The sequence below is a fragment of the Humisphaera borealis genome (genome assembly GCF_015169395.1).
GTDB classification, from domain to species: Bacteria; Planctomycetota; Phycisphaerae; order Tepidisphaerales; family Tepidisphaeraceae; genus Humisphaera; species Humisphaera borealis.
This window is the reverse complement of record NZ_CP063458.1, coordinates 2692952-2712948: the sequence shown is the minus strand read 5'-3', so window position 1 is coordinate 2712948 and position 19997 is coordinate 2692952. Positions and strand designations below refer to the sequence as shown.

Genomic DNA, 19997 nt, shown 5'->3' with positions numbered 1-19997 from the left:
TACCGAAGGCCGTCATCATAGTGGACGCCGTTGATTTCGGCGCGATGGACACCGCGAACGATCAATGCCGGCCCGTCGGTCGCGGCGTGTTGTTCGGAACCTGTGGCAACAGGTGTCCAAAGTCTGTCGCAGTGATTTCCGACGACGCGATTCGCACGGCCAAACCTTCCGCGGAATATTCCAGATCGTTCGCGGGACTACGGTTCGGAAGGTGATGGTCGGGCCGAGGTGTTGCCAGCTTGATTTGGGCTCGTTTGTTTGCTTTATGTACGGGTGATGAGCGTCGGCCGCACCGGTGGACTTGCCGATGACGCGTCACGTCCAGAAACTTTCCTTGCCGTTGGACGGCCGATCCGGGTAGACTGTGGACAAGTCGCGGTGAGATTCAGAGTTATTTCTCGCCCTGATTGACGTTCATCCCTGTGGCCGGGCTGGTTTTGTTGCGGACCCGGCATTGTGGGTTTTTATCGGCGGCTTGTGGCGACCGTTATGTTCGGGCGCGGTGGAACCCGCCGGGATGTACCGAAATGTCATAGGCTGGCGGAACGTCGTTATCGATCGGAATTGCCTGAGAAATGTGGCAGTCTGACGTCTCGGGCTCGGGCTCCCCAGGAGGAATCGTATGCGATCGTGGCTGAGGAATTTGTGTGCGGCACGAACGGCGCAAGCGGCTGCCGTTGCGTCGCAATCCCTCCTTGATCAGGCCCGGCTTAATGTGGCCCGCCCCTTCGTCGCTTGCGAGCGACTGGAAGACCGGCAACTGCTGTCGGGCTCGCCTGACGTCACCTACACCTACGGTGGCAAGATCAAAATCGTTTCCGGCAGCCTCAAGGCCAAGGAAGCGATCACCATTTCGCTGACGTCGCAGACCGATACCGGATACATCACCGGACAGATCAGTTCGCTGCACACCGGCACGGTGGACGTCAAAGGCTACCTCGAAGGCAACAAGCTGACCCTCGTCGGCGCTACGAGCGGCCGCCTGGTCGAGGGCACGATTAACAAGAAGGGCCTGAAGTTCGCAGGCACCGTCGTCAACGGCATCGACAAGAGCACGGGAACGTTCAAGGTCAAGGCGATCGGCGATGCCCCCGGTTCCCTGCAGCCGGCCAGCCGGGCTGGCGGAACGGCCTCGCTTGGCGGGTCTTCGACCCCCAGCAGCACGCCAACAGGCTCCGTGCCGGTAGGTTCGCTGGACCCGAACATCGACCCGGCAACAGGCCTGCCCAGGACCTCTTCGGGCACGGTCATCGACCCCAGCAAAACCACCCCGACGACGCCGACCACCGGCACTTCGGCCCCGACCGGAGCCGGCTCGGGTGCTTCGGCGATCCCCCTGGCGACGCCTTCGGCTACCCCGCTGGCGAACGTGCCCCTCGCCCCCGGCAACCTGATCGGCACGAACTACTCGATCCTCGGTGTCTGGACCGGCCAGTTCAACTTCGACAGCAGCGGCAAGATCGAAAACATCACCACCGGTGCCACGACGGGCGCAGCGGTCAACGGCACCCGCCCCGGTGTCGACCCCCGCACCGCCACCTTCAGCACCACGTCCCAGGACCTCACCGGCCTGGTGACCGGAACGCTGACCGTCGCCGAACTCGGCACGTACGTCTACACTGGCTTCGTCAACGGCACCAACATCAACCTGGTGCTCTCCGGCCCCGGCCCCGGCCTGGTGACCGCGACGCTCAACACGACCTTCGACACCTTCACCGGCACCCTGACCAACGCCGAGGCCAACGGCTTCCGCGCCAACGGCCCGATTAACGCCACCTTCTTCAGCGGCGGCGGCAGCGGCGTCGTCCTGCCGGCCGGCGAAGAGCTGTTCCATGTCAACCAGACCAACACGATCGGCGATCCGACCGTGGGGAACCTTGATCCCAACGGCGCGTCGCTGGGCATGGACTTCTCGGTCGGCACGATTCCGCTTGTCGTCAACTCGCTGGGCGCGTTCGACGACAACGCCGACGGCCTGCAGCGGACGATCCGCGTCGCGATCTACAACATCACGACCCCGACGATCCCGGTCGTCGTCTCCGACATCACGACCTTCACGTCGGAACTGGCGCCCAACAGCAACTTCCGCTATCTGACGACCTTTACGCCCATCACGCTGACCACCGGCGTGTATCGTATCGTCGCGTTCGGGTACGGTGCCGGCGAGCTTGCCGGCGACACCGGCGTGGGTACCTATACGGGCCCGATCGCCAGCGCCAACACCGGCAACAATGGCCAGACCGTGGTCTATCCGATCACCAACGGCCTCAACGCCAACAACTGGCGTTCGGCGACGGGCAACAACACCAACCTGGTGTTCCCGACCTTGGCCGACGGGCTTCCGCTGAACCGCTACCTTGCCGGTTCGTTCCTGTTCGAGGAAGGCACCCCGATCGTGCCGCCGGTCGTTCCGCCGGTGGTCCCGCCGCCGCCGACCACGATCACCAAGCCGGCCAACACGGCGTTCCCGGGTGGTGTCAAGACGACGCCGACCGGCCCGGAAGTGTTCGGCGACCAGAGCGGCGCGATTATCCCGTAAAGCTGCCGCGTCCGAGAATTCAGTTCAACCAACAGGTCCGCCGGAGTTGCTCCGGCGGACTTTTTTGTTGGCCGATGCTGTAAAACGGCGGCGACCCGCCCGTTGATCGAAGTGTGGCCGCCAACAGACGGCAAATCAGGTCTGCAGACAGCGGTCTGCGGAGCGATGTAAAGGGGCAGATGCCCCAGGCAGGGCTCGTACCTTGGCCCGCGAAGCGGAACGCAAGACCCAGACCGATACGCCGCCCGATGCGCCGCGCGCGCAGCCGGCCCGTCGCCCGCCGCCCATGCCCTGGACGGCTGGGTTCTCTCGACATTGCCGCGTGCGATCGCGTTCGCTGCAGGCCTGGTGAAGGATCGCGAAGTCGCCGAAGACCTGGTCCATGACTGCTACTGTCGGTTGCTCGCCAAGGCCGGCGATTACGACCTGCAGCAGGACGGAACGCGACTGCTCTTCCGGTCGATCACGAATGCGTGCATCGACCGAAGCCGCAAGAAGTCGACCGTCAGTCTCTATGAGGCCGACGAAGACGGCGGCCCCGGCCGGATGAGAGACCTCACCGACCGCCGGGCGTATGAGCCCTGGCAACTGGCCGACCATGGCGAGCTGCAGCGGGCGATATCGGCGGGACTGGAGAAGCTGACGGTCGTGCAGCGTGCGGCGTTGGAGCTCAAAACGCTCGGCCAGTCGTTGCAGGACATCGCAGACGCATTGGACGTGACGCCCACCAACGCCGGTGTGTTGATCCACCGTGCGAGGCAGGCGTTGTCGAAGCACATTGCGGAGTACGTTGAAGCGTGACGGCGGAGATCTGAAATCTGAAATCCGAGATTTGCCTTTCAACCCCATGTTCGACCGACCCTTCCATTCCGACTCCAACGCCGACGGGCAGCTCGACATGCTCGTGCGCGCCGACCTCGATCGCCGGGCGGACCAGGTCGACCCTCGGGCGTTGTTCGCGCGGATCAGGGCGTCGTCGCCCGCACTTGCCGCTGATGAATCGATCGCCGACCGTCCGCCGATGCGACTTGTTGGCGCGGCGCACCCCGTCCGCCGGGTCTTCAAGTGGATGGGTGGGCTTTCGGCCGCCGCGGCGGCGATCGTCGTCGCGTTCATCCTCGGTACACAGGGAACGCCGGCCCAGGCCAGTCCCGAGACCATCCTTCGCGACGCCCAGAAGATCCATCAGCTGCCGCTCGACCGCTGCTACCTCGTGGAGATCAAGAAAGAGTCGGCGTTGCTCGAGCAGAGCTACCCGATGATGCAGAAGTCGCGCGTGACCCGCCTCTGGACGCGCGGCGACCGGTACTGGATCGAATCGGTCAACATGCAGCAGCGCTTCGCCTGGGGCCGCGACGAGAAAGGCGACCTCTGGATCGCCCTGGGCACGCAGCGGGGCCTGCGGTTCGGCGCCGACGAGATCCCCCTGTGGCTCAAACACTCGGCCGAAGTCTACAGCATGCGGATCGACCACCTGCTGGACGAGATGCTGCGCGACTTCGACCTGACCCGCGAAGCCGCGCCCGCTGGCCAGCCGTCGTCCACGATCGTCATCAATGCAAAGCTCAAGCCCGGTCGGCGGCATCCGGCACTGGGCGGGGCGCGGATCGAGTTCGACGGCGAAACGAAGGTCATCCGCAAGCTGGTGCTCGACCGCACCCGCATGGGCGAGCCGATCGCGACGGTGACGTACCTGCTGGTCGATACGCAGTCTCAGGACGCGGCGTTGTACACGCTGGAAGGGCAGCTCGAAGCGCCGTACGAGATCTTCAGCAGCACCGACGAGAACCAGCGTCGCATCTGGCTCGGTCGATTTTTCGGGCCGATGATCCAGGAGTTCAACCTCGCCCCGCGTCGGCCGGGCGACGTACGCCCGCCGCTGGGCCCGGACGGCAAACCGATCCCGGGACTGGAAGGCCGGCCCATCCTCAGTCCGGACGGACGCCCTCTCGGCCAGGGTCTTAATCGCCCGCAACGTCCTACGAAGGATGAGGCATCAACCACGCGCCCGGTTCGCTGACGACTCTGTCAGTGACACGGGCTTCCAGCCCGTGCGAGGTGCGTTGAAGTCGACAGATCAGGATAGCGCACAACTCTTTACCGCCACCTCGCCAGCACGGGCTGGAAGCCCGTGTCACGGATTGGCCCGTCAAGAAGCAACTGCCCTGCGAGCAACACCATGAGATACCAACGACCCCTCATCGCCGTGCTTGCGTCCCTCGCGTGTGCCTCGCTGTCGGCGGTCGATGTCGCCGTCGCGCAGGTGCGGCCCGGCGCCGATCGTCCCGCCGCTGCCGGCGCCAAGTCCGCTCCCGCGGCGGCGGTCGAGGGGACGATGATCTTCCGCCGATTCGATACCAACGGCGACGGCAAGATGAGCAAGGCCGAGTGGGGCGGCATTGTGGCGATCTCGGCGAAGCTGAAGGACGACCCGTCCGCCGCCGAGAACGTGTTCGTCTACTCCGACACCGATGCCGACGGATTCCTGTCGTCGGCGGAGTTTCAGACGCTGTACGCGCAGATCGCCCGGCAGCGGGCCGAGGCCCAGGCGGCAAACCCACAACCTGCCAATCCACCGCCCGCCAATCAGCAGCCTGGCGACCGTCGTCCCGGCGACGGCTTCCGCCCGCCGTTCATGCGCCGGCCAGGCATGCCCGGAGAGCCCGCGGTCGCGTCCGGCAATACCCGCCTGACGCCTGAGCAGACCGACTTCTTCGAGAAGAAGATCCGCCCGGTGCTGATCGAGTCGTGCTACAGCTGCCACTCGGCCGAAGCGAAGAAATCCAAGGGCGGCCTGCTGCTCGACACCCGCGACGGCATCCGCAAAGGCGGCGACAAAGGACCTGCGGTCGTCCCCGGCAAGCCCGACGACAGCCTGCTGCTGACCGCGATTCACTGGAAGCAGGAAGACTTCCAGATGCCGCCGAAGAAGAAGCTGAGCGACACGGCTATCGCCGACTTCGAAAAGTGGGTCGCCATGGGCGCACCCGACCCGCGCGACGGCAAGGCGATTGTCCGCAGCGAGATCGACATCGCCAAGGGCAAGCAGTTCTGGGCTTTCCAGCTGCCGAAGAAGTCCCCCGCGCCGGCCGTGAAGGACGCCGCCTGGGCGAAGTCGGATGTCGATCGGTTTTTGCTGGCGGCGATGGAAGCCAAGAGCGTAAAGCCCGTCGCCGATGCCGACCGGGCCACGCTGCTTCGCCGGCTGTCGTACGACCTGACCGGCCTGCCGCCGCTGCCGGCGGACGTCGAGGCATTCCTGGCGGACACCTCGGCGAACGCCGTAGAGAAGGTTGTCGATCGCATGCTCGCCTCGCCCGCGTTCGGCGAACGCTGGGGCCGCCACTGGCTCGACGTCGCCCGCTTCGGCGAATCATCGGGCAAACAGGTCAACATCAGCTACCCGCACGCCTGGCGGTACCGCGATTACGTCATCGACAGCTTTGCCGCCGACAAGCCGTACGACACGTTCATCAAGGAACAGCTCGCCGGCGATCTGATGGCGTCGAAAGACGAGAAGCAGAAGGCCGAGCGGCAGGTGGCGACGGCGTACCTGGCGCTGGGCAGCAAGAACCACAACGAGCGCAGCCGCCTCCAGTTCGAGCTCGACATGGTCGACGAGCAGATCGACGCGATGTCGCAGGGCATGATGGGCGTCACCCTCGCATGTGCCCGTTGCCACGACCACAAGTTCGACCCGATCCCGCAGACCGATTACTACGCCGTCGCCGGCATCTTCCGCAGCACCGATACCATGTTCGGCACGGCGCGCGTGGTGCAGAACAACCACGCGACACCGCTGATCGAGCTGTCGGCCGCATCGGGCATGAAGCCCGGCAAGAAGGCGCTGACCGCCGAGGAGCGCAAGACCGCTGAGGACGAACTGGCCCGCCTGCGGGAGCAGCGCGCCGAGCTGCTGAAGGGCGGCCGCGAAGCCGCCGCGGGCAACGTGCAGATTGTCTTCATCGTCAGCCGTACGGCACAGATCCAGGCCACGCTCGACGCCCACAACGCCGACGGCACGCCCAAGCTGCTGACGATGGGCACGAAGGACCGTTTCCGTTCGATGGACAGCCCGATCTACACCCGCGGCGAAACCGAGCAACCCGGCGACATCGTTCCCCGCGGCCTGCCGCAGGTCATGGTCAGTGGCTCGGGCAAGATCAGCAGCCGCGGTTCCGGGCGAATGGAACTGGCGGATTGGGTGGCGTCGAAGCAAAACCCGCTGACGGCCCGCGTGTGGGTGAATCGCGTTTGGCTGCACCTGTTCGGCCAGGGCATCGTCACCAGCCCGGACAACTTCGGCGCCAGCGGCGCGCTGCCCAGCAATCAGCCGCTGCTCGATACGCTCGCTGTGTCGTTCATGGAGCAGGGCTGGTCGACGAAAAAGCTGATTCGCCAGCTCGTGCTGACGCGGGCGTACCAGCTTTCCAGCAGCCATCACAGCCTGAACCACGAGATCGACCCCGACAACACGCTGAACTGGCGGGCGACCACCCGCCGGCTGGAAGCCGAGAGCATTCGTGATTCGATGCTGACGATCGCCGGCCGGCTGGATGCGTCGCGGCCGGTGGGTTCGCCGATCGCCCGCGTGGGCGACGGGCAGGCGCAGGTGGTGCTGCGGTTCATGGGGGCGATCGACAACGAACTGACGAACCGAAGCGTTTACCTGCCGATCGTCCGCGATCAGTTGCCCGAGGTGCTCGCGACGTTCGATTTCGCCGAGCCGAGCATGGTCGTCGGCCAGCGTTCGACGACGAGCGTGCCGAGCCAGTCGCTGTACCTGCTCAACAGCCCGTTCGTGATCAATGCCGCCGACTCCGCCGCGTCGCGAATCAGCCGCGAGCAGCCGGACGACAAGCAGCGTATCCGCCAGGCGTACCTGTCGATCTACGGCCGCGTGCCGACAACCGCCGAGACCGCCGCGGCGGAGAAGTTTCTGAACGACTACGCGTCAACGATCAGCAGTGCCGCCGCGATCAGCCCCGCCGCCAAGCGCGACGCCTGGACCGCGATGATCCAGTCGCTGCTGGGCAGCAGCGAGTTCCTGTTTTTGAACTGAATCAGTGACACGGGCTTCCAGCCCGTGCAAGAGGCGCAGTAGTCGACTTATCTGGATAACGAGCAACTCCCTAAGCACAACGTCGCCAGCACGGGCTGGAAGCCCGTGTCACTGATGGCGACTTTCCAATGCCGAGGCCAACATGAACTTCCCCATGCTCTCCCGCCGTGCCGCTCTGAAGTCCGCCTCCGCCGGGTTTGGCTATCTCGCGTTCGCGGGGTTGTCGGCGTTTGCGGCAGACAAGGAAGTGAAGGCCAACCCGCTGGCCCCCAAGAGCCCGCACTTCCCCGGCAAGGCCAAGCGGGTCATCTTCCTCTGCATGGACGGCGGGCCCTCGCACGTCGATACGTTCGACTACAAGCCCAAGCTCGCGACCAGCAGCGGGCAGAGTTTTGGCGACGGCTTCCGCCGGGGCAACCTGCTCGCGTCGCCGTTCGCATTTAAGCAGCACGGCAAGAGCGGCCTGTGGATCAGCGAGCTGTTCCCCGAGGTCGCCAAGCACGCCGACGACCTGTGCATCATGAACTCCATGCAGACCGACCTGCCCAACCACCCGCAGGCGTTCGTGCAGATGCACACCGGCGTGTTCAACTTCAAGCGGCCATCCCTCGGCGCCTGGACGCTCTACGGTTTGGGCACGCAGAACGCCGACCTCCCCGGTTTCATCACCCTCAGCCCGCCGGCCAATAACGGCGGCCCCAACAACTACGGGGCGGCGTTCCTCCCGGCGATCTACCAGGGCACCCGTATCGGCACCTCGCGCGGTTTCGGCGGCGGCGGGGGACCGGGCCAGCCCGGCGGTGGCGAGGCGACCGTCGCCAACACCAAGAACCCGCGCCGTGGCGCGGCCGCCCAGCGGCTGCAGCTCGACTTCCTGCAGTCGCTGAACAAGAGCGCCCTCGACCGCGAACAGGTCGCGCCCGAGGTCGAAGGCGTCATCGAATCGTACGAGCTCGCGTTCCGCATGCAGGGCGCGCTGCCCGACCTGATGGACCTCAAGACCGAATCGGCCGCCACGCGATCCATGTACGGCATCGGCGATCGCGAGACCGACGAGTTCGGCAAGCAGTGCCTGCTGGCCCGCCGCTTCGCCGAGGCCGGCGTGCGGTTCATCGAGATCACCAAGAGCGGCTGGGACCAGCACCGCGATCTCAAGAACGCGATGGAGCGCAACTGCGGCGGCATCGACAAGCCCATCGCCGGCCTGCTTGCCGACCTCAAGAGCCGCGACATGCTCAAAGACACCCTGGTCATCTGGGGCGGCGAGTTCGGCCGCACGCCCTACGCACAGGGCACCGATGGCCGCGATCACAACGCCAAGGGCTACAGCATGTGGATGGCCGGCGGAGGCGTGAATGCCGGCCAGATGTTCGGCAAGACCGACGACTTCGGCTACGAAGCCGTTGAGAACAAGATTCACACCCACGACTGGCACGCCACCATCCTGCACCTGCTCGGCCTCGATCACACCAAGCTCACCTACCGCTACGCCGGCCGCGATATGCGGCTGACGGACGTGAAGGGGAACGTGGTGAAGGGGATCGTGAGCTAGACGTTGCGTAAGAAGACTGGAATCTGAAACCTGACCTCTGGAATCTGGTCAAAAGCGCCGGTGTCTGAGGTACTCCGAAGACCCGGATTCTTCATGCGATGCGCGCGAGGAATCCGGATTCTCGGAGTACCTCAGACACCGGCGTCGGTCATTCCATCGACGCTCGATGCGGGCAACGGGCCACCGTTGCTCATGCCACCCGGACAAAATTCTGCACGTGGTGCTGTCGCCCCCGTTCCGGCTAAAACATCGTCGTCGCGCCACACCGACGCGCGACGCCGCGGGAACCGACCGACCAATCGGAGATTCGATGAGCACCTTCACCACCAAAGACGGCACCGAGATCTACTACAAGGACTGGGGCACCGGCCCGGTCATCGCGTTCAGCCATGGCTGGCCGCTCAATTCAGATGCGTGGGAAGCGCAGATGTTTTTCCTCGCGTCCAACGGCTTTCGCTGCATCGCCCACGATCGCCGGGGGCATGGCCGCTCCAGTCAGCCGTGGAACGGCAACGAAATGGACACCTACGCCGACGACGTCGCCGAGCTGTACGCGAAGCTCGATCTGAAGGACGTCATGATGGTGGGGCACTCGACCGGCGGCGGCGAAGTCGCGCGGTACATCGGCCGGCACGGCAGCAAGCGGGTAAAGAAGGCCGTCCTCATGGGCGCGGTCCCGCCGATCATGCTCAAGACCCCGGCCAACCCTGGCGGCCTGCCGATGGAGGTCTTCGACGGCTTCCGCAAGGCCTACCTCGCCGACCGGGCGCAGTTCTTCCTCGATGTCGCGACCGGCCCGTTTTTCGGCTTCAACCGTCCCGGCGCCAAGGTCTCCGAAGGCCTGATCCGCTCGTGGTGGACGGCAGGCATGATGTCCGGCCATAAGAACGCCTACGATTGCATCAAGGCATTCAGCGAAACCGACTTCACCGAAGACCTTAAGAAGTTCGACGTGCCCACCCTCATCATCCACGGCGACGACGATCAGATCGTCCCCATCGGCGCGTCGGCCATGCTGTCGTCGAAGCTGGTCAAAGGCGCACAACTCAAGATCTACCCCGGCGGCGGGCACAGCCTCGGCGATACCGCGAAAGACCAGTTGAATGCTGATTTGCTGGCGTTCGCGCGGGGTTGATCGCCGGCCGTGGCGGTTAGGTCCCATTCGCCCGTCCCCAGGACGCGCCTTTAGAGTGCAAACTCCATCGCGTTGCGCCGCGCCATTGCAGAGCTCCCTTGAGTCCTAACATCGGCCGTTCAATAATGCCACGTGCAAAATACACATGGCAAACAAGGATGTCCGTCGTGTTCGGGTCTTCGGCTGCGTAACGGCGTGCTCCGCCGACGGGTGCTGTTTCTGCAGGAGCAACTCCGCAAGGTGAACGCCCGCCGAATGGCGGTGGAGCAGCAGCTTCGCGAGGCCCAGGGCAGGTCGCCGCTGGTGCGGACTGAGGATCGGCGGCGGCGGGTGAGGTAAGGCCGGGCAGGCACAGGAACGCTAGGGCGACTTCAGCCGGTAGTGGCGCGCTACCGCGGCTCAGGCCCATGGCGGCAGCCGAGGGACGTCGTCTGCGAACGGTACAAGTTCTTGGTCGATGGTCTCGCGCATCGTTTCTTTCGAGATACAGCCGTCGTCGAGTTGCTCCCCACTGTGATCCACGACGACTCCCCATTGGGTCAATTCGCGCCGATCAGGATCCCTTGTGTACAACTGCCAGCCAATAGTACAGATGCGTTGGGTCGTAAGCTTGCCGCGTTGCCACTCGCGCAAAACCAATGAGTTGAGAAGTCGGTCGGATTGATCGACATCAGGCTCGCCCGGCACCGCACGAAGCGCCGCGCGTACCGCCAGCGAGTCCGATGGATCGACCAGAGAGAGGTCTATCAACCACGGCGGCGGAATGTCCGACTCGGCAATCAGCGAGTCCGCCCAGACAATCACATTTGCAGGATCGAGCAACTCAAAATGGATTGCGTCTGAGGCAAATTGGGCGAGCACTCGAAGGTCGAGGGGCGGTGTGAGCATTGCCATGAATGGCCAGTTGGCCGCCTCTTACACCGGCAGCGGCGGCGGCTTTGGGGAACTTCGAAACCGTTTGATAATCCACAGTACACCCACGAAGACCAGACCCGCCAGCACGCCGGTCATGGTCATCGCGGACTCGCGTTGCAGGGGCTTGTCCCCGAACTTCACCACGACAACACTTTCCAGCGGAAGCTGGAGTTCGGACCGGACGAAATCCTTCAATCTCTCTGGAAACAGGATGTTGCTGGATCGCAGTCCTTCGACCTGAACGGCCCGAAAAACGTCACCCGGCTTTAGGTTCTCCGGCGTCGGATAGCTTCGTAGAAACTCGTCCGGGTCGAATCGAACCAGGACCAGTTTTCCGGGCGACGGCCGTGTCGTTCCGTTCACGATCGACTTAGCTCGTTCGACCGCCTCGCTTTCTGGAATGAGTGGCACGTACCAGGCCTTGGTCTTGCGAGCGCCCGTCGATTTTTTGATCTCTTCGTCGACGATCGCACCGGGCAGATACAAACCGCCGCCGGTGAGTTTCAACCATTTCGCTTTCGGAGATTCGACCGACACGTCGGCCACGGCGACCGAGGTCGGCGTGGTCTCCGCTCCGCCGATCAACACGGGGAGCGTCCCCAACAGCAGGATCAGCCCGCCGAGGACCATCAGGTAGGGAAGAAGTCGCCAGCCGAGTGAGAGCATGAGTTGGCCTCAAAATGGGATTGGCGTCGCTGCTACGGCTATGCCCCGCCGAAGAACATGAATCGCCTGATCGAGGGGCCCGGGAACACCCCCGGCGTTCGCAGCCATAGGCTACAACTAGTGCTCTTCGTGTCAATGATTCAGGTCGGTCGTGCGACCGTGAACACTGGCCTTGGGATGGCATCGGCAAGGTTCGCGGGTCGTAGCCGCGCTTCAACCTGTGGGTGGCATGGGCAAGCGTACTCGCTTGCCCGTGGGATCGCCGTCCGACGTTCGACACGGGCAACGGCGTACCGTTGCCCATGCCAACCAATACCTGCACTTGGAACGCGCGACGACGCGTGGTCTTGGATATCTTGGAGCCTAACAAATACTTGACGGATTGCGTCGTGTCAATACACTAATGACGGACGGCGTCCGCTCGGGCGCGCTTAGGCCCTGCGTCGGAAATCGCCTGTTTTGCCGGCTGGCATCCTGCCTGTCGGCGACTCTTCGGGGCCGTTCAATCCTGCATTGAACGGCCGGTCTTCTATTGCATTCGGCCCGCGGCCGCTAGTCTTGTCGGGAGGGGTAACGGTCTGGGCTTCTTTTGGCGCGGCCGCCGTGGGATTCTTTGTAGCCGGTTCATTCCCTGGGAGGTGTCATCATGATCTCGGGTTCGTTTGGCAATCTGTGCATTCGCTGTGTTCCGGCGACGCTCGACGATCTGCCGTTTATCGATCGCCTGCGACGACGGGACTCGGCGGCATTGGGGTTCCTGTCGCGGCAGGCACTGGTTGAAAAGATCAGGGCCGGGGTCGTGCTGCTGGCGTGGGGGTCGCCGGACCTGACGCCTCGGGTTCGTTCGGCGACATCGAGTAGCGATCGCGAGGCTGGAGCGGCGGGGCCACCGCCGACAGATCGGCCAGGAGCGCCGCCGGGGCAACGCAACGGTGGTCGGCGGCCGCGTCGGGTTCGTTCGGCAAAGCCGGGTGAGCCGGATGGGACGCCTTGGGTTCGTTCGGCAGAACAGGATGAACGGGAACAGAGGTCTTGGGTTCGTTCAGCGGAATGTGATGGGCGCACGCCTACGCCTTGGGTTCGTTCGGCAATCCGTAACGAGTTGGACGAGACGCCTCGGGTTCGTTCGGCAGATTGCGACATCGCCTCGGCCAGTCCTTCGGCGAACCCGGCGCACGACCGCAACACCGATATAGCGCGTCCCCTCGGGTTCGTTCTGCACGGATCGCTTCGCCGGCGCGAGGTGCGGGTGTTCCAACTCGCGGTCGATCCCGACGTCCGTGGGCTGGGGATCGCCCGGCGGCTGCTGGCGGCGTTGCTCCGGCGGTGCCGTCGCTCGGGTTCGTTTGGCGTTTCACTCCGCTGTCGCGAAGAGCTCGCCGCCAACCGGTTCTGGCACCGCGCCGGGTTCGAATTGCACGACCTGGAGAGCGGGCGGCGCGGGGCGCTGTATGTCTGGGTTCGTCGGTTGCTGGGTATGAAGCGGGCCACCCACGATGAGCTCGGTCATCGGTTTCACTCCCGTTGGCATCGCTGCCCTGGCTGCGGACAGCACACCTGCGGGTCGTGGACGTCCAAGGGTGTACGGCTGGGGGTTTGTGATGCGTGCGTGCAGGAGTGAGGCGACCCTGAACAGGGAGTGACGCCCCAACGCCGGTGTCTGAGCGGTACGCCGCGAAGACCCGGATTCTGCAATTGGCGCAGAAGGAACTGAACGCCAAGACGCCGACGCGCCAAGAGCTGACCGGCCGTGGGTTGCGTCCTTGGCGACTCGGCGTCTTGGCGTTCATTACTTCGATTCTTGGAGCAGGACACAGCGTTCACAGAGATGAAGACGGAGGAAGAGTGCACCTGCGGTGCGACCGCTAAACGAGGCTCGGGGGACAGCTGGGGAGATGCAATGCGAAGTCGGACTACTGAGGATTTGGAGTTGCGGTCGCGGGACGCACCTTGCACGGGTTGGAAACCCGTGTCACGGACAGCGGCGCAGGACGCGCGGTGGAGGCCTGGCGGGTTACACGGCGCTTTCGAGGCGCATTCCCGCGTCCCATGGTTTGCCCCGGCGGTAGTCGGGCAGGGGCATAGGGCGTTTGCCGTCGGGTTGGAGTTCGACGATCTCCAGCAGGCCGTCGCCGGTGACGATGTGGCCCGATGCGGTGATCTGGCCGGGGGTTGCGCCGGCGGGGGGGTTGCCGGGGATCGCAATGGCGCGGATGAGCCGGAGCGAGTCGGCGGGTTCGCCGGCGGCGGTCAGCAGTTTGACCCGGCAGCCGGGCCAGGGGTGCAGGCCGCGGATCTGCCTGGCGATATCGGCGGCTTTGCCGGTGAAGTCGATGCGGGTGGACTCGCGCGACAGCTTCGCCGCGAGTGTCGCCCGGCTGTGGTCCTGCTCGGTCTCGACCTGTCGGCCGGCTGCGAGCTCGTCGATCACCCGGAGCATCAGGTGTACGCCGTCCTGCGACAGGCGGTCGTGCAGTTCGCCGGCGGTTTCGAGTTCGCCGATGACGAGCTCGCTCATGCCCAGGACCGCGCCGGCGTCCATCTTTTGGGCCAGGCGGATGATGGAGTTGCCGGCGATTGTTTCACCGCCGAGGATCGCGCGGTGGATCGGCGCCGCCCCGCGGTACTTCGGGAGGCGCGAGGCGTGAAGGTTGACCGCCCCGAGCCGGGGCGCGTGGATGATGGCGTCGGCGATCTTCTGCCCGAACGCGATCACGACCAGCAGGTCGGCCGGCGGCAAGGTCTCGGCGTTGATATCGGCAGTTTTCAGCAGCGGCAGCCCGAGCTCGACCGCGGCGGCGGCGACGGGCGTGGGCGTCAGCTTCGACCCCCGCCCGGCAGGTTTGTCGGGCTGGGTGATCACGAGCGGCACCCGATGCCCGGCCGCGACGATCGCGCGGAGGGTAGGTACGCCGAACTCACCGGCACCGGCGAAATTGATGGAGAGGAGTGTCGGGATGGACGTCATTTCAGTGGTGTCATGGGTGGGGCAGACATTCTTGTCTGCCTCGGACGCGGTACGCCGTGGCCGAAATGGATTGGGGGGTTCATCAGGAGGGTCGGACGGACGAGTACGTCCGCCCGGAGCAGACAAGAATGTCTGCCCCACCGAGAAGAGTCATCACGCTTCACTTGCCTTCCTCAAACTCCTCCTCCAGTTCGCGGAGCTTCTTCCGGTAGGTCAGCTTCGCGACCGGGCCCATGCGGTCGATGATCATGATGCCGTTGAGGTGGTCGTTTTCGTGCTGCCAGATGCGGGTGATGAACCCTTCGCCGATCTCTTCGAACGGCTGGCCGTCGAGGTCTTGGGCGGTCATCTTGACGCGTTCGGTAGGCCTGCGGATGGCGACCTTGATGTCGGGGAGGCTCAGGCAGCCTTCCTCGAACTCCTCGTCGCCGTCGGCCTCGCTGAGCACCGGATTGACGTAGATCTTGTCGTCTTCGGGTTTGCCGGTGGCGTTGACGACGAACAGGCGGATGTTGAGGCCCACCTGCGGGGCGGCCAGGCCGACCCCTTCGTGTTCGCGCATGAGTTCGAGCATGCGGAGGGCGGTTTTGCGAAGGTTGTCGTCGAAGACCTTGACCGGGACCGATTTCTTTTTGAGCCGGGGGTCTGGGTAGAGGATGACGCGGAGGTCGTCGGGCATGGTTCGATGCTCTGCAAAAGGCGGTCTGGAGGACCGATAAGCCGGGCCGGCGGTCGCGTTTGCCGCACCGGGCGACAAAGACCGAAAAAGTCGCTTGGGTTCACAGGGTCTTTACGCCTAAAATGCGTTTGGTTGGCCTGTGAGGTCAGTCGCCGTAGACGCCCGGTTCGGGCGTCGGTAAAGTTCGACGTTCCCGCCGCATTCTAGGATAACGGGCGGAAATCGCGAACCATACGATCGGCAGAGCGTCCGACTTGTTGCGGTCGGGGGCCAACCCGCACGCCGATCGATACGCCGTTACTGGTTGACGGTTCTTCATCTAGGAAGGCACCCGTGGCTGAAGTTCCCGCAGGCTACAAACAGATCCCCGAGGAAGACCAGAAGAAGGCGGAAGTCTTTTTCGAGCGCGCCCGTACCGTCGCCGACACCGGCAACTACGAGTACGCGATCGAAATGTACCTCCAGGGCCTGAATTACGACCCCGAGTCGGTCAAAACGCACATCACCGTGCGCGAGATGGGCCTGATCCGAAAGAGCCGTGGCGGCAAGCCGCTCGGCATGTTCGACAAGCCCAAGATGACCAAGGGGGACGAGAAGAAGAACATGCTGGCGTACGAGAAGATGGCCGCGTACGACCCGGGCAACATGGAGCACATGAAGAGCTTCATGCTCGGCGCCCTCAAGGCCGGGTGTTACGACACCGTGCTCTGGATCGGCGGCATCCTGTTCAACGCGAACCTGCAGCTCAAGAAGCCGTCGTTCGAGACGTTCAAGGTGCTCAAGGACACGTTCTGCGCGGTGCACCGGTATCGTGAGGCGTCGGACGTCATGACGCACATGCAGCGGATGAAGCCTGCCGACATGGACCTGTCGCACGAGGCGAAGAACCTTGCCGCGAACATGGCGATGAAGGACGGCGGGTACGGGTCGGGCGGCAGCTTCCGCGACAGCGTCCGCGACAAGGACACGCAGGAAAAGCTCATGCGGCAGGACATGGACGTTCGGTCGGAAGACCAGAGCGCCCGCCTGGTCCGCGAAATGGAAGAGGATTACGCCAAGGACCCGGCCGATATCGCTCGCTTCAACCGGCTGATCGAGTCTTTGAAGAAGACCGAAATGCTGGAGTACGAGAACCGCGCGATCGAACTGCTGGAGCAGAGGTTCCGCGACACCAAGGCGTACAAGTTCAAGAAGAGCATCAACGAAATCACGCTGTCGCAGCTCAGCCGGCAGGAGCGGTCGCTTCGCGAAGAGGCGACGAAGAACCCGAAGGACATGGACCTCCGCAAGGACTATGCGGCGTTCCTTCGCGACAAGTTCGAACGCGAGCTGGAGATCTACAAGGAGACCGTCGCCAACTACCCGACCGACTCGACCGCCCGCTACGAGATGGGCGTGCGGATGTACAAGCTCAAGCGGTTTGACGAGGCGATTCCGGTGTTCCAGCAGGTCCGGATGGACCCGAAGTACCGGATGACGGTGACGATCCTGCTGGGCAGGGCGTTCCTGGAAGCCGGTTTCGTGGACGAGGCGGTCGATACCTTGCAGGAGGCGATCGCTGGTTACAACGTCCGCGGGGACGAGAAGTCGATCGAGATTTACTACTACTGTGCGATGGCGCTGGAGCAGAAGGGCGACGTGGCCGCGGCCGTCAAGATGTACAGCCAGGTGGCGCAGTGGAACTTCAACTACCGCGACGTGCAGCAGCGGATCAAGCGGCTTCGCGGGCAGGCCCCGGGCCAGCAGAACCCGCCGGCGGAGCTGTCGCCGACGACTTGAGTGCGGGGTTGTCGGCGCAGGGCGTTCCCTTCGCACGCGAGAGCATTCGTGGACAAAATCGCCTCGCGAGGGCTGGACAAAAGCCGTCGTTCGGGTATTCTGTTCCGTCTTTCGCCCAGCCGGGCGTTGCAGAGGAAACGTTGATTTCAGCCGATTCTGTGGGGTAGAAGACCTGTTCCATGGGTTCGGCTGAAGACTTGCGACGAAGTTAGAAGTTAGGAGACCGACACTCGTGGCCCATTCCCTTTCCGCCAAGAAGCGCATCCGCCAGACCGAAAAGCGTCGCGCCCGCAATCGCGCCCGCAAGGAACTCCTTAAGACGGAGCTCAAGTCGTTCAACACGCTCATCGCGGCCGGCAGCGTTGCCAAGGCCGAAGAGCAGCTGAACAAGGTCGTCCAGCGTCTGGACAAGGTGGCGTCGAAGAACACGATCCACAAGAACACCGCCGCCCGCAAGCGGAGCCGGCTGACCAAGCGGCTCAACGCGATCAAGGCCAAGAAGGCCGGCGCGGGTACCAGCGGCGCGAAGGCCTAAGCGCGCCCGTTCGATATCCGGATGCCGATCGGCAGGATTGCCGATCTGAAGTCGAAGCACCCGGCATTAGGCCGATCCCGATCACACGCAGCCACCCGAGCAGGGCCGGTTGATGTGGGTCGCGACCGGCGTGATGCCGGGTCTTTTTCGTTGGCGGACGCAGCATGTGCGCGGGAGGTGGATCGGTGCCACGGGTCGGCGGTACTCCGCAGACCCGTGTCTTCGGGCGTTCGGCACGGGTCTGCGGGGTACCGCCGACCCGTGGCACCAGACACCAGACGCTCGCACGACGCCAATGACGAGTCGAACACAACCGATTACCGAACGCGATGCGGTGGGCTGAAGCCCACCCTACAGAAAACAGGGAACCCCATGTCCGACGTTAAAGCCGAATCCAGCGTGATGGGACAGATCGTCGCCCTCTGCAAACGCCGGGGGTTTGTGTACCCCGCGAGCGAAATCTACGGCGGCATCCGCGGGTTCTGGGACTACGGCCCGCTGGGCATCCTGCTGAAGAACAACATCCGCGACTGGTGGTGGCGGCAGATGGTCCTGTGTCCGCCGATCGGCCCGGACGGGCATCCGGTGGACATGGTCGGGCTCGACTCGGCGATCATCCAGCATCCCAGGACGTGGGAGGCGAGCGGGCACGTCGCTGGGTTTAACGACCCGATGGTGGACGACATCGGCGTCTCCCGCTATCGCGCCGATCACATGTTCGGCATGTTCGCCGCCGGGGCTGACGTGCCGGTGGCGACCTGCGTCGCGTCGTCGCTGGGTGAGGCGGCGGAGATGATCGCGACGGATAAGAAGCTGCAGAAGCTCTTCGGCCTCCGCAATGTCGAAGTCGCCGAACGCAACGAGGCCGGGGTGACGGCCGTGAAGGCGTCCTACAAAGGGCAGCCGTTCGAAGGGACGATCCTCTGTCTGTACCCGCCGGCGCGGGAAGGGCTCTTCCCCACGTATCCGTCGCCATCGACGGGCGAAGTGGGCAAGCTGACCGATCCGCGGGCGTTCAACCTGATGCTCGATACCTATCCCGGCCCGATTCGCGACGAGGCGAACAAGGCCTATCTTCGCCCCGAAACGGCGCAGGGGATCTTCCTGAACTTCAAGAACGTCGTCGACACCACGCGCGTCAAGGTGCCCTTCGGCGTGGCGCAGGTCGGCAAGAGCTTCCGCAATGAAGTCACGCCGCGCAACTTCATCTTCCGCTCGCGCGAGTTCGAGCAGATGGAGATGGAGTGGTTCTGCCCGCCGGATGACGCGCTCATGTGGTACGACTTCTGGAAGCACGAGCGCATGAAGTGGTGGGAGTCGCTCGGCGTGGCGAAGGAGAATCTCAAGTTCCGCGATCACGACAAGGACGAGCTGTCGCACTATTCCAAGGCGACCGTCGATATCGAGTACAAGTACCCATTCACCGCGCCCGACTTCGGCGAGCTGGAAGGCATCGCGCACCGCGGCAGCTACGACCTGACGCAGCATCAGGAGCACTCGAAGCAGAAGCTCGACTACTTTGATCAGGAGCTGCAGCTCCGGCTGAAAGAGCAGGGCATTGCGCCCGAAGAGATCAAGGCCCGCAGCCGGTACATCCCCAATGTTATCGAGCCGGCGAGCGGCCTGACGCGGGCGGTGCTGGTGCTGCTTTGCGAGGCGTACACGGTTGACGCGGCTCGGCCGAGCGGCGTTTACCTGAAGTTCAAGCCCAAATTCGCCCCGATCAAGGCCGGCATCTACCCGCTGGTGGCCAAAGACGGCATGCCGGAAGTTGCCGAGAAGCTCTACCTCGACCTTCGGAACCGCTTCACCTGCGAATACGACCCGAAGCAGGCGATCGGCAAGCGGTATGCCCGCATGGATGAGATCGGCACCCCATTCTGCGTGACCGTGGACGGCGACACGCTAAAGGATCAGACCGTGACGATTCGCCATCGGGACACGCTGCAGCAGGAGCGGATCGGACTGGACAAGGTGAAGGATTTCCTGCGGGATCGCGTTGAGGAATGAGATCGTTCCCAATGGGGGCGAGGCAGGAATCTGTTGGGTTCGGCGCGCAACTGTGGGAAGGATGGAAGTGCCCGGGGCGCGCCCAGACGATGCGCGTTCCTAAGGGCGTTGGCCGGCAATTCCGCCCTTTCGCTGCGCTAGGTCAGGCGAAACGTCG

Annotated in this window: 15 protein-coding genes; 11 read left to right on the top strand and 4 right to left on the bottom strand. The window is 64.1% G+C overall.

The window, feature by feature from the left end:
* The first annotated feature begins 622 nt into the window (after window positions 1-622).
* The 7 genes from IPV69_RS10125 (at window position 623) to IPV69_RS10095 (ending at window position 10627) form a co-directional block, all read left to right on the top strand.
* The gene (locus IPV69_RS10125) at window positions 623-2539 is read left to right on the top strand and encodes a hypothetical protein (RefSeq protein WP_206294992.1); all 1917 of its coding nucleotides are present in this window, start codon (window positions 623-625) and stop codon (window positions 2537-2539) included.
* A gap of 291 nt (window positions 2540-2830) precedes the next feature.
* A complete protein-coding gene (locus IPV69_RS10120) occupies window positions 2831-3340 on the top strand; it encodes an RNA polymerase sigma factor (protein WP_261362017.1) in 510 nt (169 codons plus the stop codon).
* Between the two features lie 46 nt (window positions 3341-3386).
* Window positions 3387-4559: a hypothetical protein gene (locus IPV69_RS10115; protein WP_206294990.1), complete on the top strand. Its 1173-nt coding sequence runs from the start codon at window positions 3387-3389 to the stop codon at window positions 4557-4559.
* Between the two features lie 159 nt (window positions 4560-4718).
* Window positions 4719-7601 carry a DUF1549 domain-containing protein gene (locus IPV69_RS10110; protein ID WP_206294989.1) on the top strand — a complete coding sequence of 961 codons (2883 nt, stop codon included), beginning with the start codon at window positions 4719-4721 and terminating at the stop codon, window positions 7599-7601.
* 142 nt (window positions 7602-7743) lie between these two features.
* Window positions 7744-9153: a DUF1501 domain-containing protein gene (locus tag IPV69_RS10105; protein ID WP_206294988.1), complete on the top strand. Its 1410-nt coding sequence runs from the start codon at window positions 7744-7746 to the stop codon at window positions 9151-9153.
* Window positions 9154-9463: 310 nt separating this feature from the next.
* Window positions 9464-10288 (top strand): alpha/beta fold hydrolase, encoded by an 825-nt coding sequence (locus IPV69_RS10100; protein WP_206294987.1) that lies wholly within the window; start codon window positions 9464-9466, stop codon window positions 10286-10288.
* A gap of 195 nt (window positions 10289-10483) precedes the next feature.
* Window positions 10484-10627, top strand: a complete 144-nt coding sequence (locus IPV69_RS10095) for a hypothetical protein (RefSeq protein WP_206294986.1) — start codon at window positions 10484-10486, stop codon at window positions 10625-10627.
* Between the two features lie 60 nt (window positions 10628-10687).
* On the opposite strand, the gene IPV69_RS10090 is transcribed toward IPV69_RS10095, so the two are convergent.
* Window positions 10688-11182, bottom strand: coding sequence for a hypothetical protein (locus IPV69_RS10090; protein ID WP_206294985.1), 495 nt, complete (start codon window positions 11180-11182; stop codon window positions 10688-10690).
* 21 nt (window positions 11183-11203) lie between these two features.
* Window positions 11204-11869: a hypothetical protein gene (locus IPV69_RS10085; RefSeq protein ID WP_206294984.1), complete on the bottom strand. Its 666-nt coding sequence runs from the start codon at window positions 11867-11869 to the stop codon at window positions 11204-11206.
* 646 nt (window positions 11870-12515) lie between these two features.
* Here IPV69_RS10085 and IPV69_RS27540 point away from each other — a divergent pair.
* Window positions 12516-13490 carry a GNAT family N-acetyltransferase gene (locus IPV69_RS27540; RefSeq protein WP_261362000.1) on the top strand — a complete coding sequence of 325 codons (975 nt, stop codon included), beginning with the start codon at window positions 12516-12518 and terminating at the stop codon, window positions 13488-13490.
* Window positions 13491-13883: 393 nt separating this feature from the next.
* On the opposite strand, the gene fmt is transcribed toward IPV69_RS27540, so the two are convergent.
* On the bottom strand, window positions 13884-14837 hold the full coding sequence (gene fmt / locus IPV69_RS10075; RefSeq protein ID WP_206294982.1) for a methionyl-tRNA formyltransferase: 954 nt from the start codon (window positions 14835-14837) through the stop codon (window positions 13884-13886).
* Between the two features lie 160 nt (window positions 14838-14997).
* Window positions 14998-15516 carry a peptide deformylase gene (gene def, locus IPV69_RS10070; protein ID WP_206294981.1) on the bottom strand — a complete coding sequence of 173 codons (519 nt, stop codon included), beginning with the start codon at window positions 15514-15516 and terminating at the stop codon, window positions 14998-15000.
* A 333-nt stretch (window positions 15517-15849) separates the two neighbouring features.
* Between def and IPV69_RS10065 the strand changes: the two genes are divergently transcribed.
* From IPV69_RS10065 to IPV69_RS10055, 3 genes are all read left to right on the top strand, one after another.
* Complete coding sequence (locus IPV69_RS10065) at window positions 15850-17295, top strand: tetratricopeptide repeat protein (RefSeq protein ID WP_206294980.1); 1446 nt, start codon at window positions 15850-15852, stop codon at window positions 17293-17295.
* Between the two features lie 232 nt (window positions 17296-17527).
* The gene (gene rpsT, locus IPV69_RS10060; RefSeq protein ID WP_206294979.1) at window positions 17528-17830 is read left to right on the top strand and encodes a 30S ribosomal protein S20; all 303 of its coding nucleotides are present in this window, start codon (window positions 17528-17530) and stop codon (window positions 17828-17830) included.
* Window positions 17831-18202: 372 nt separating this feature from the next.
* Window positions 18203-19840: a glycine--tRNA ligase gene (locus tag IPV69_RS10055; RefSeq protein ID WP_206294978.1), complete on the top strand. Its 1638-nt coding sequence runs from the start codon at window positions 18203-18205 to the stop codon at window positions 19838-19840.
* Window positions 19841-19997 lie beyond the last annotated feature (157 nt).

Excerpts from the sequence above, each read along its gene's own strand:
- IPV69_RS10105 (WP_206294988.1), top strand. The coding sequence starts at position 7,744 with ATGAACTTCCCCATGCTCTCCCGCCGTGCCGCTCTGAAGTCCGCCTCC.
- IPV69_RS10090 (WP_206294985.1), bottom strand. The coding sequence starts at position 11,182 with ATGGCAATGCTCACACCGCCCCTCGACCTTCGAGTGCTCGCCCAATTT.
- fmt (WP_206294982.1), bottom strand. The coding sequence starts at position 14,837 with ATGACGTCCATCCCGACACTCCTCTCCATCAATTTCGCCGGTGCCGGT.
- def (WP_206294981.1), bottom strand. The coding sequence starts at position 15,516 with ATGCCCGACGACCTCCGCGTCATCCTCTACCCAGACCCCCGGCTCAAA.
- IPV69_RS27540 (WP_261362000.1), top strand. The coding sequence starts at position 12,516 with ATGATCTCGGGTTCGTTTGGCAATCTGTGCATTCGCTGTGTTCCGGCG.
- IPV69_RS10125 (WP_206294992.1), top strand. The coding sequence starts at position 623 with ATGCGATCGTGGCTGAGGAATTTGTGTGCGGCACGAACGGCGCAAGCG.
- IPV69_RS10055 (WP_206294978.1), top strand. The coding sequence starts at position 18,203 with ATGTCCGACGTTAAAGCCGAATCCAGCGTGATGGGACAGATCGTCGCC.
- IPV69_RS10100 (WP_206294987.1), top strand. The coding sequence starts at position 9,464 with ATGAGCACCTTCACCACCAAAGACGGCACCGAGATCTACTACAAGGAC.
- IPV69_RS10115 (WP_206294990.1), top strand. The coding sequence starts at position 3,387 with ATGTTCGACCGACCCTTCCATTCCGACTCCAACGCCGACGGGCAGCTC.
- IPV69_RS10085 (WP_206294984.1), bottom strand. The coding sequence starts at position 11,869 with ATGCTCTCACTCGGCTGGCGACTTCTTCCCTACCTGATGGTCCTCGGC.
- IPV69_RS10110 (WP_206294989.1), top strand. The coding sequence starts at position 4,719 with ATGAGATACCAACGACCCCTCATCGCCGTGCTTGCGTCCCTCGCGTGT.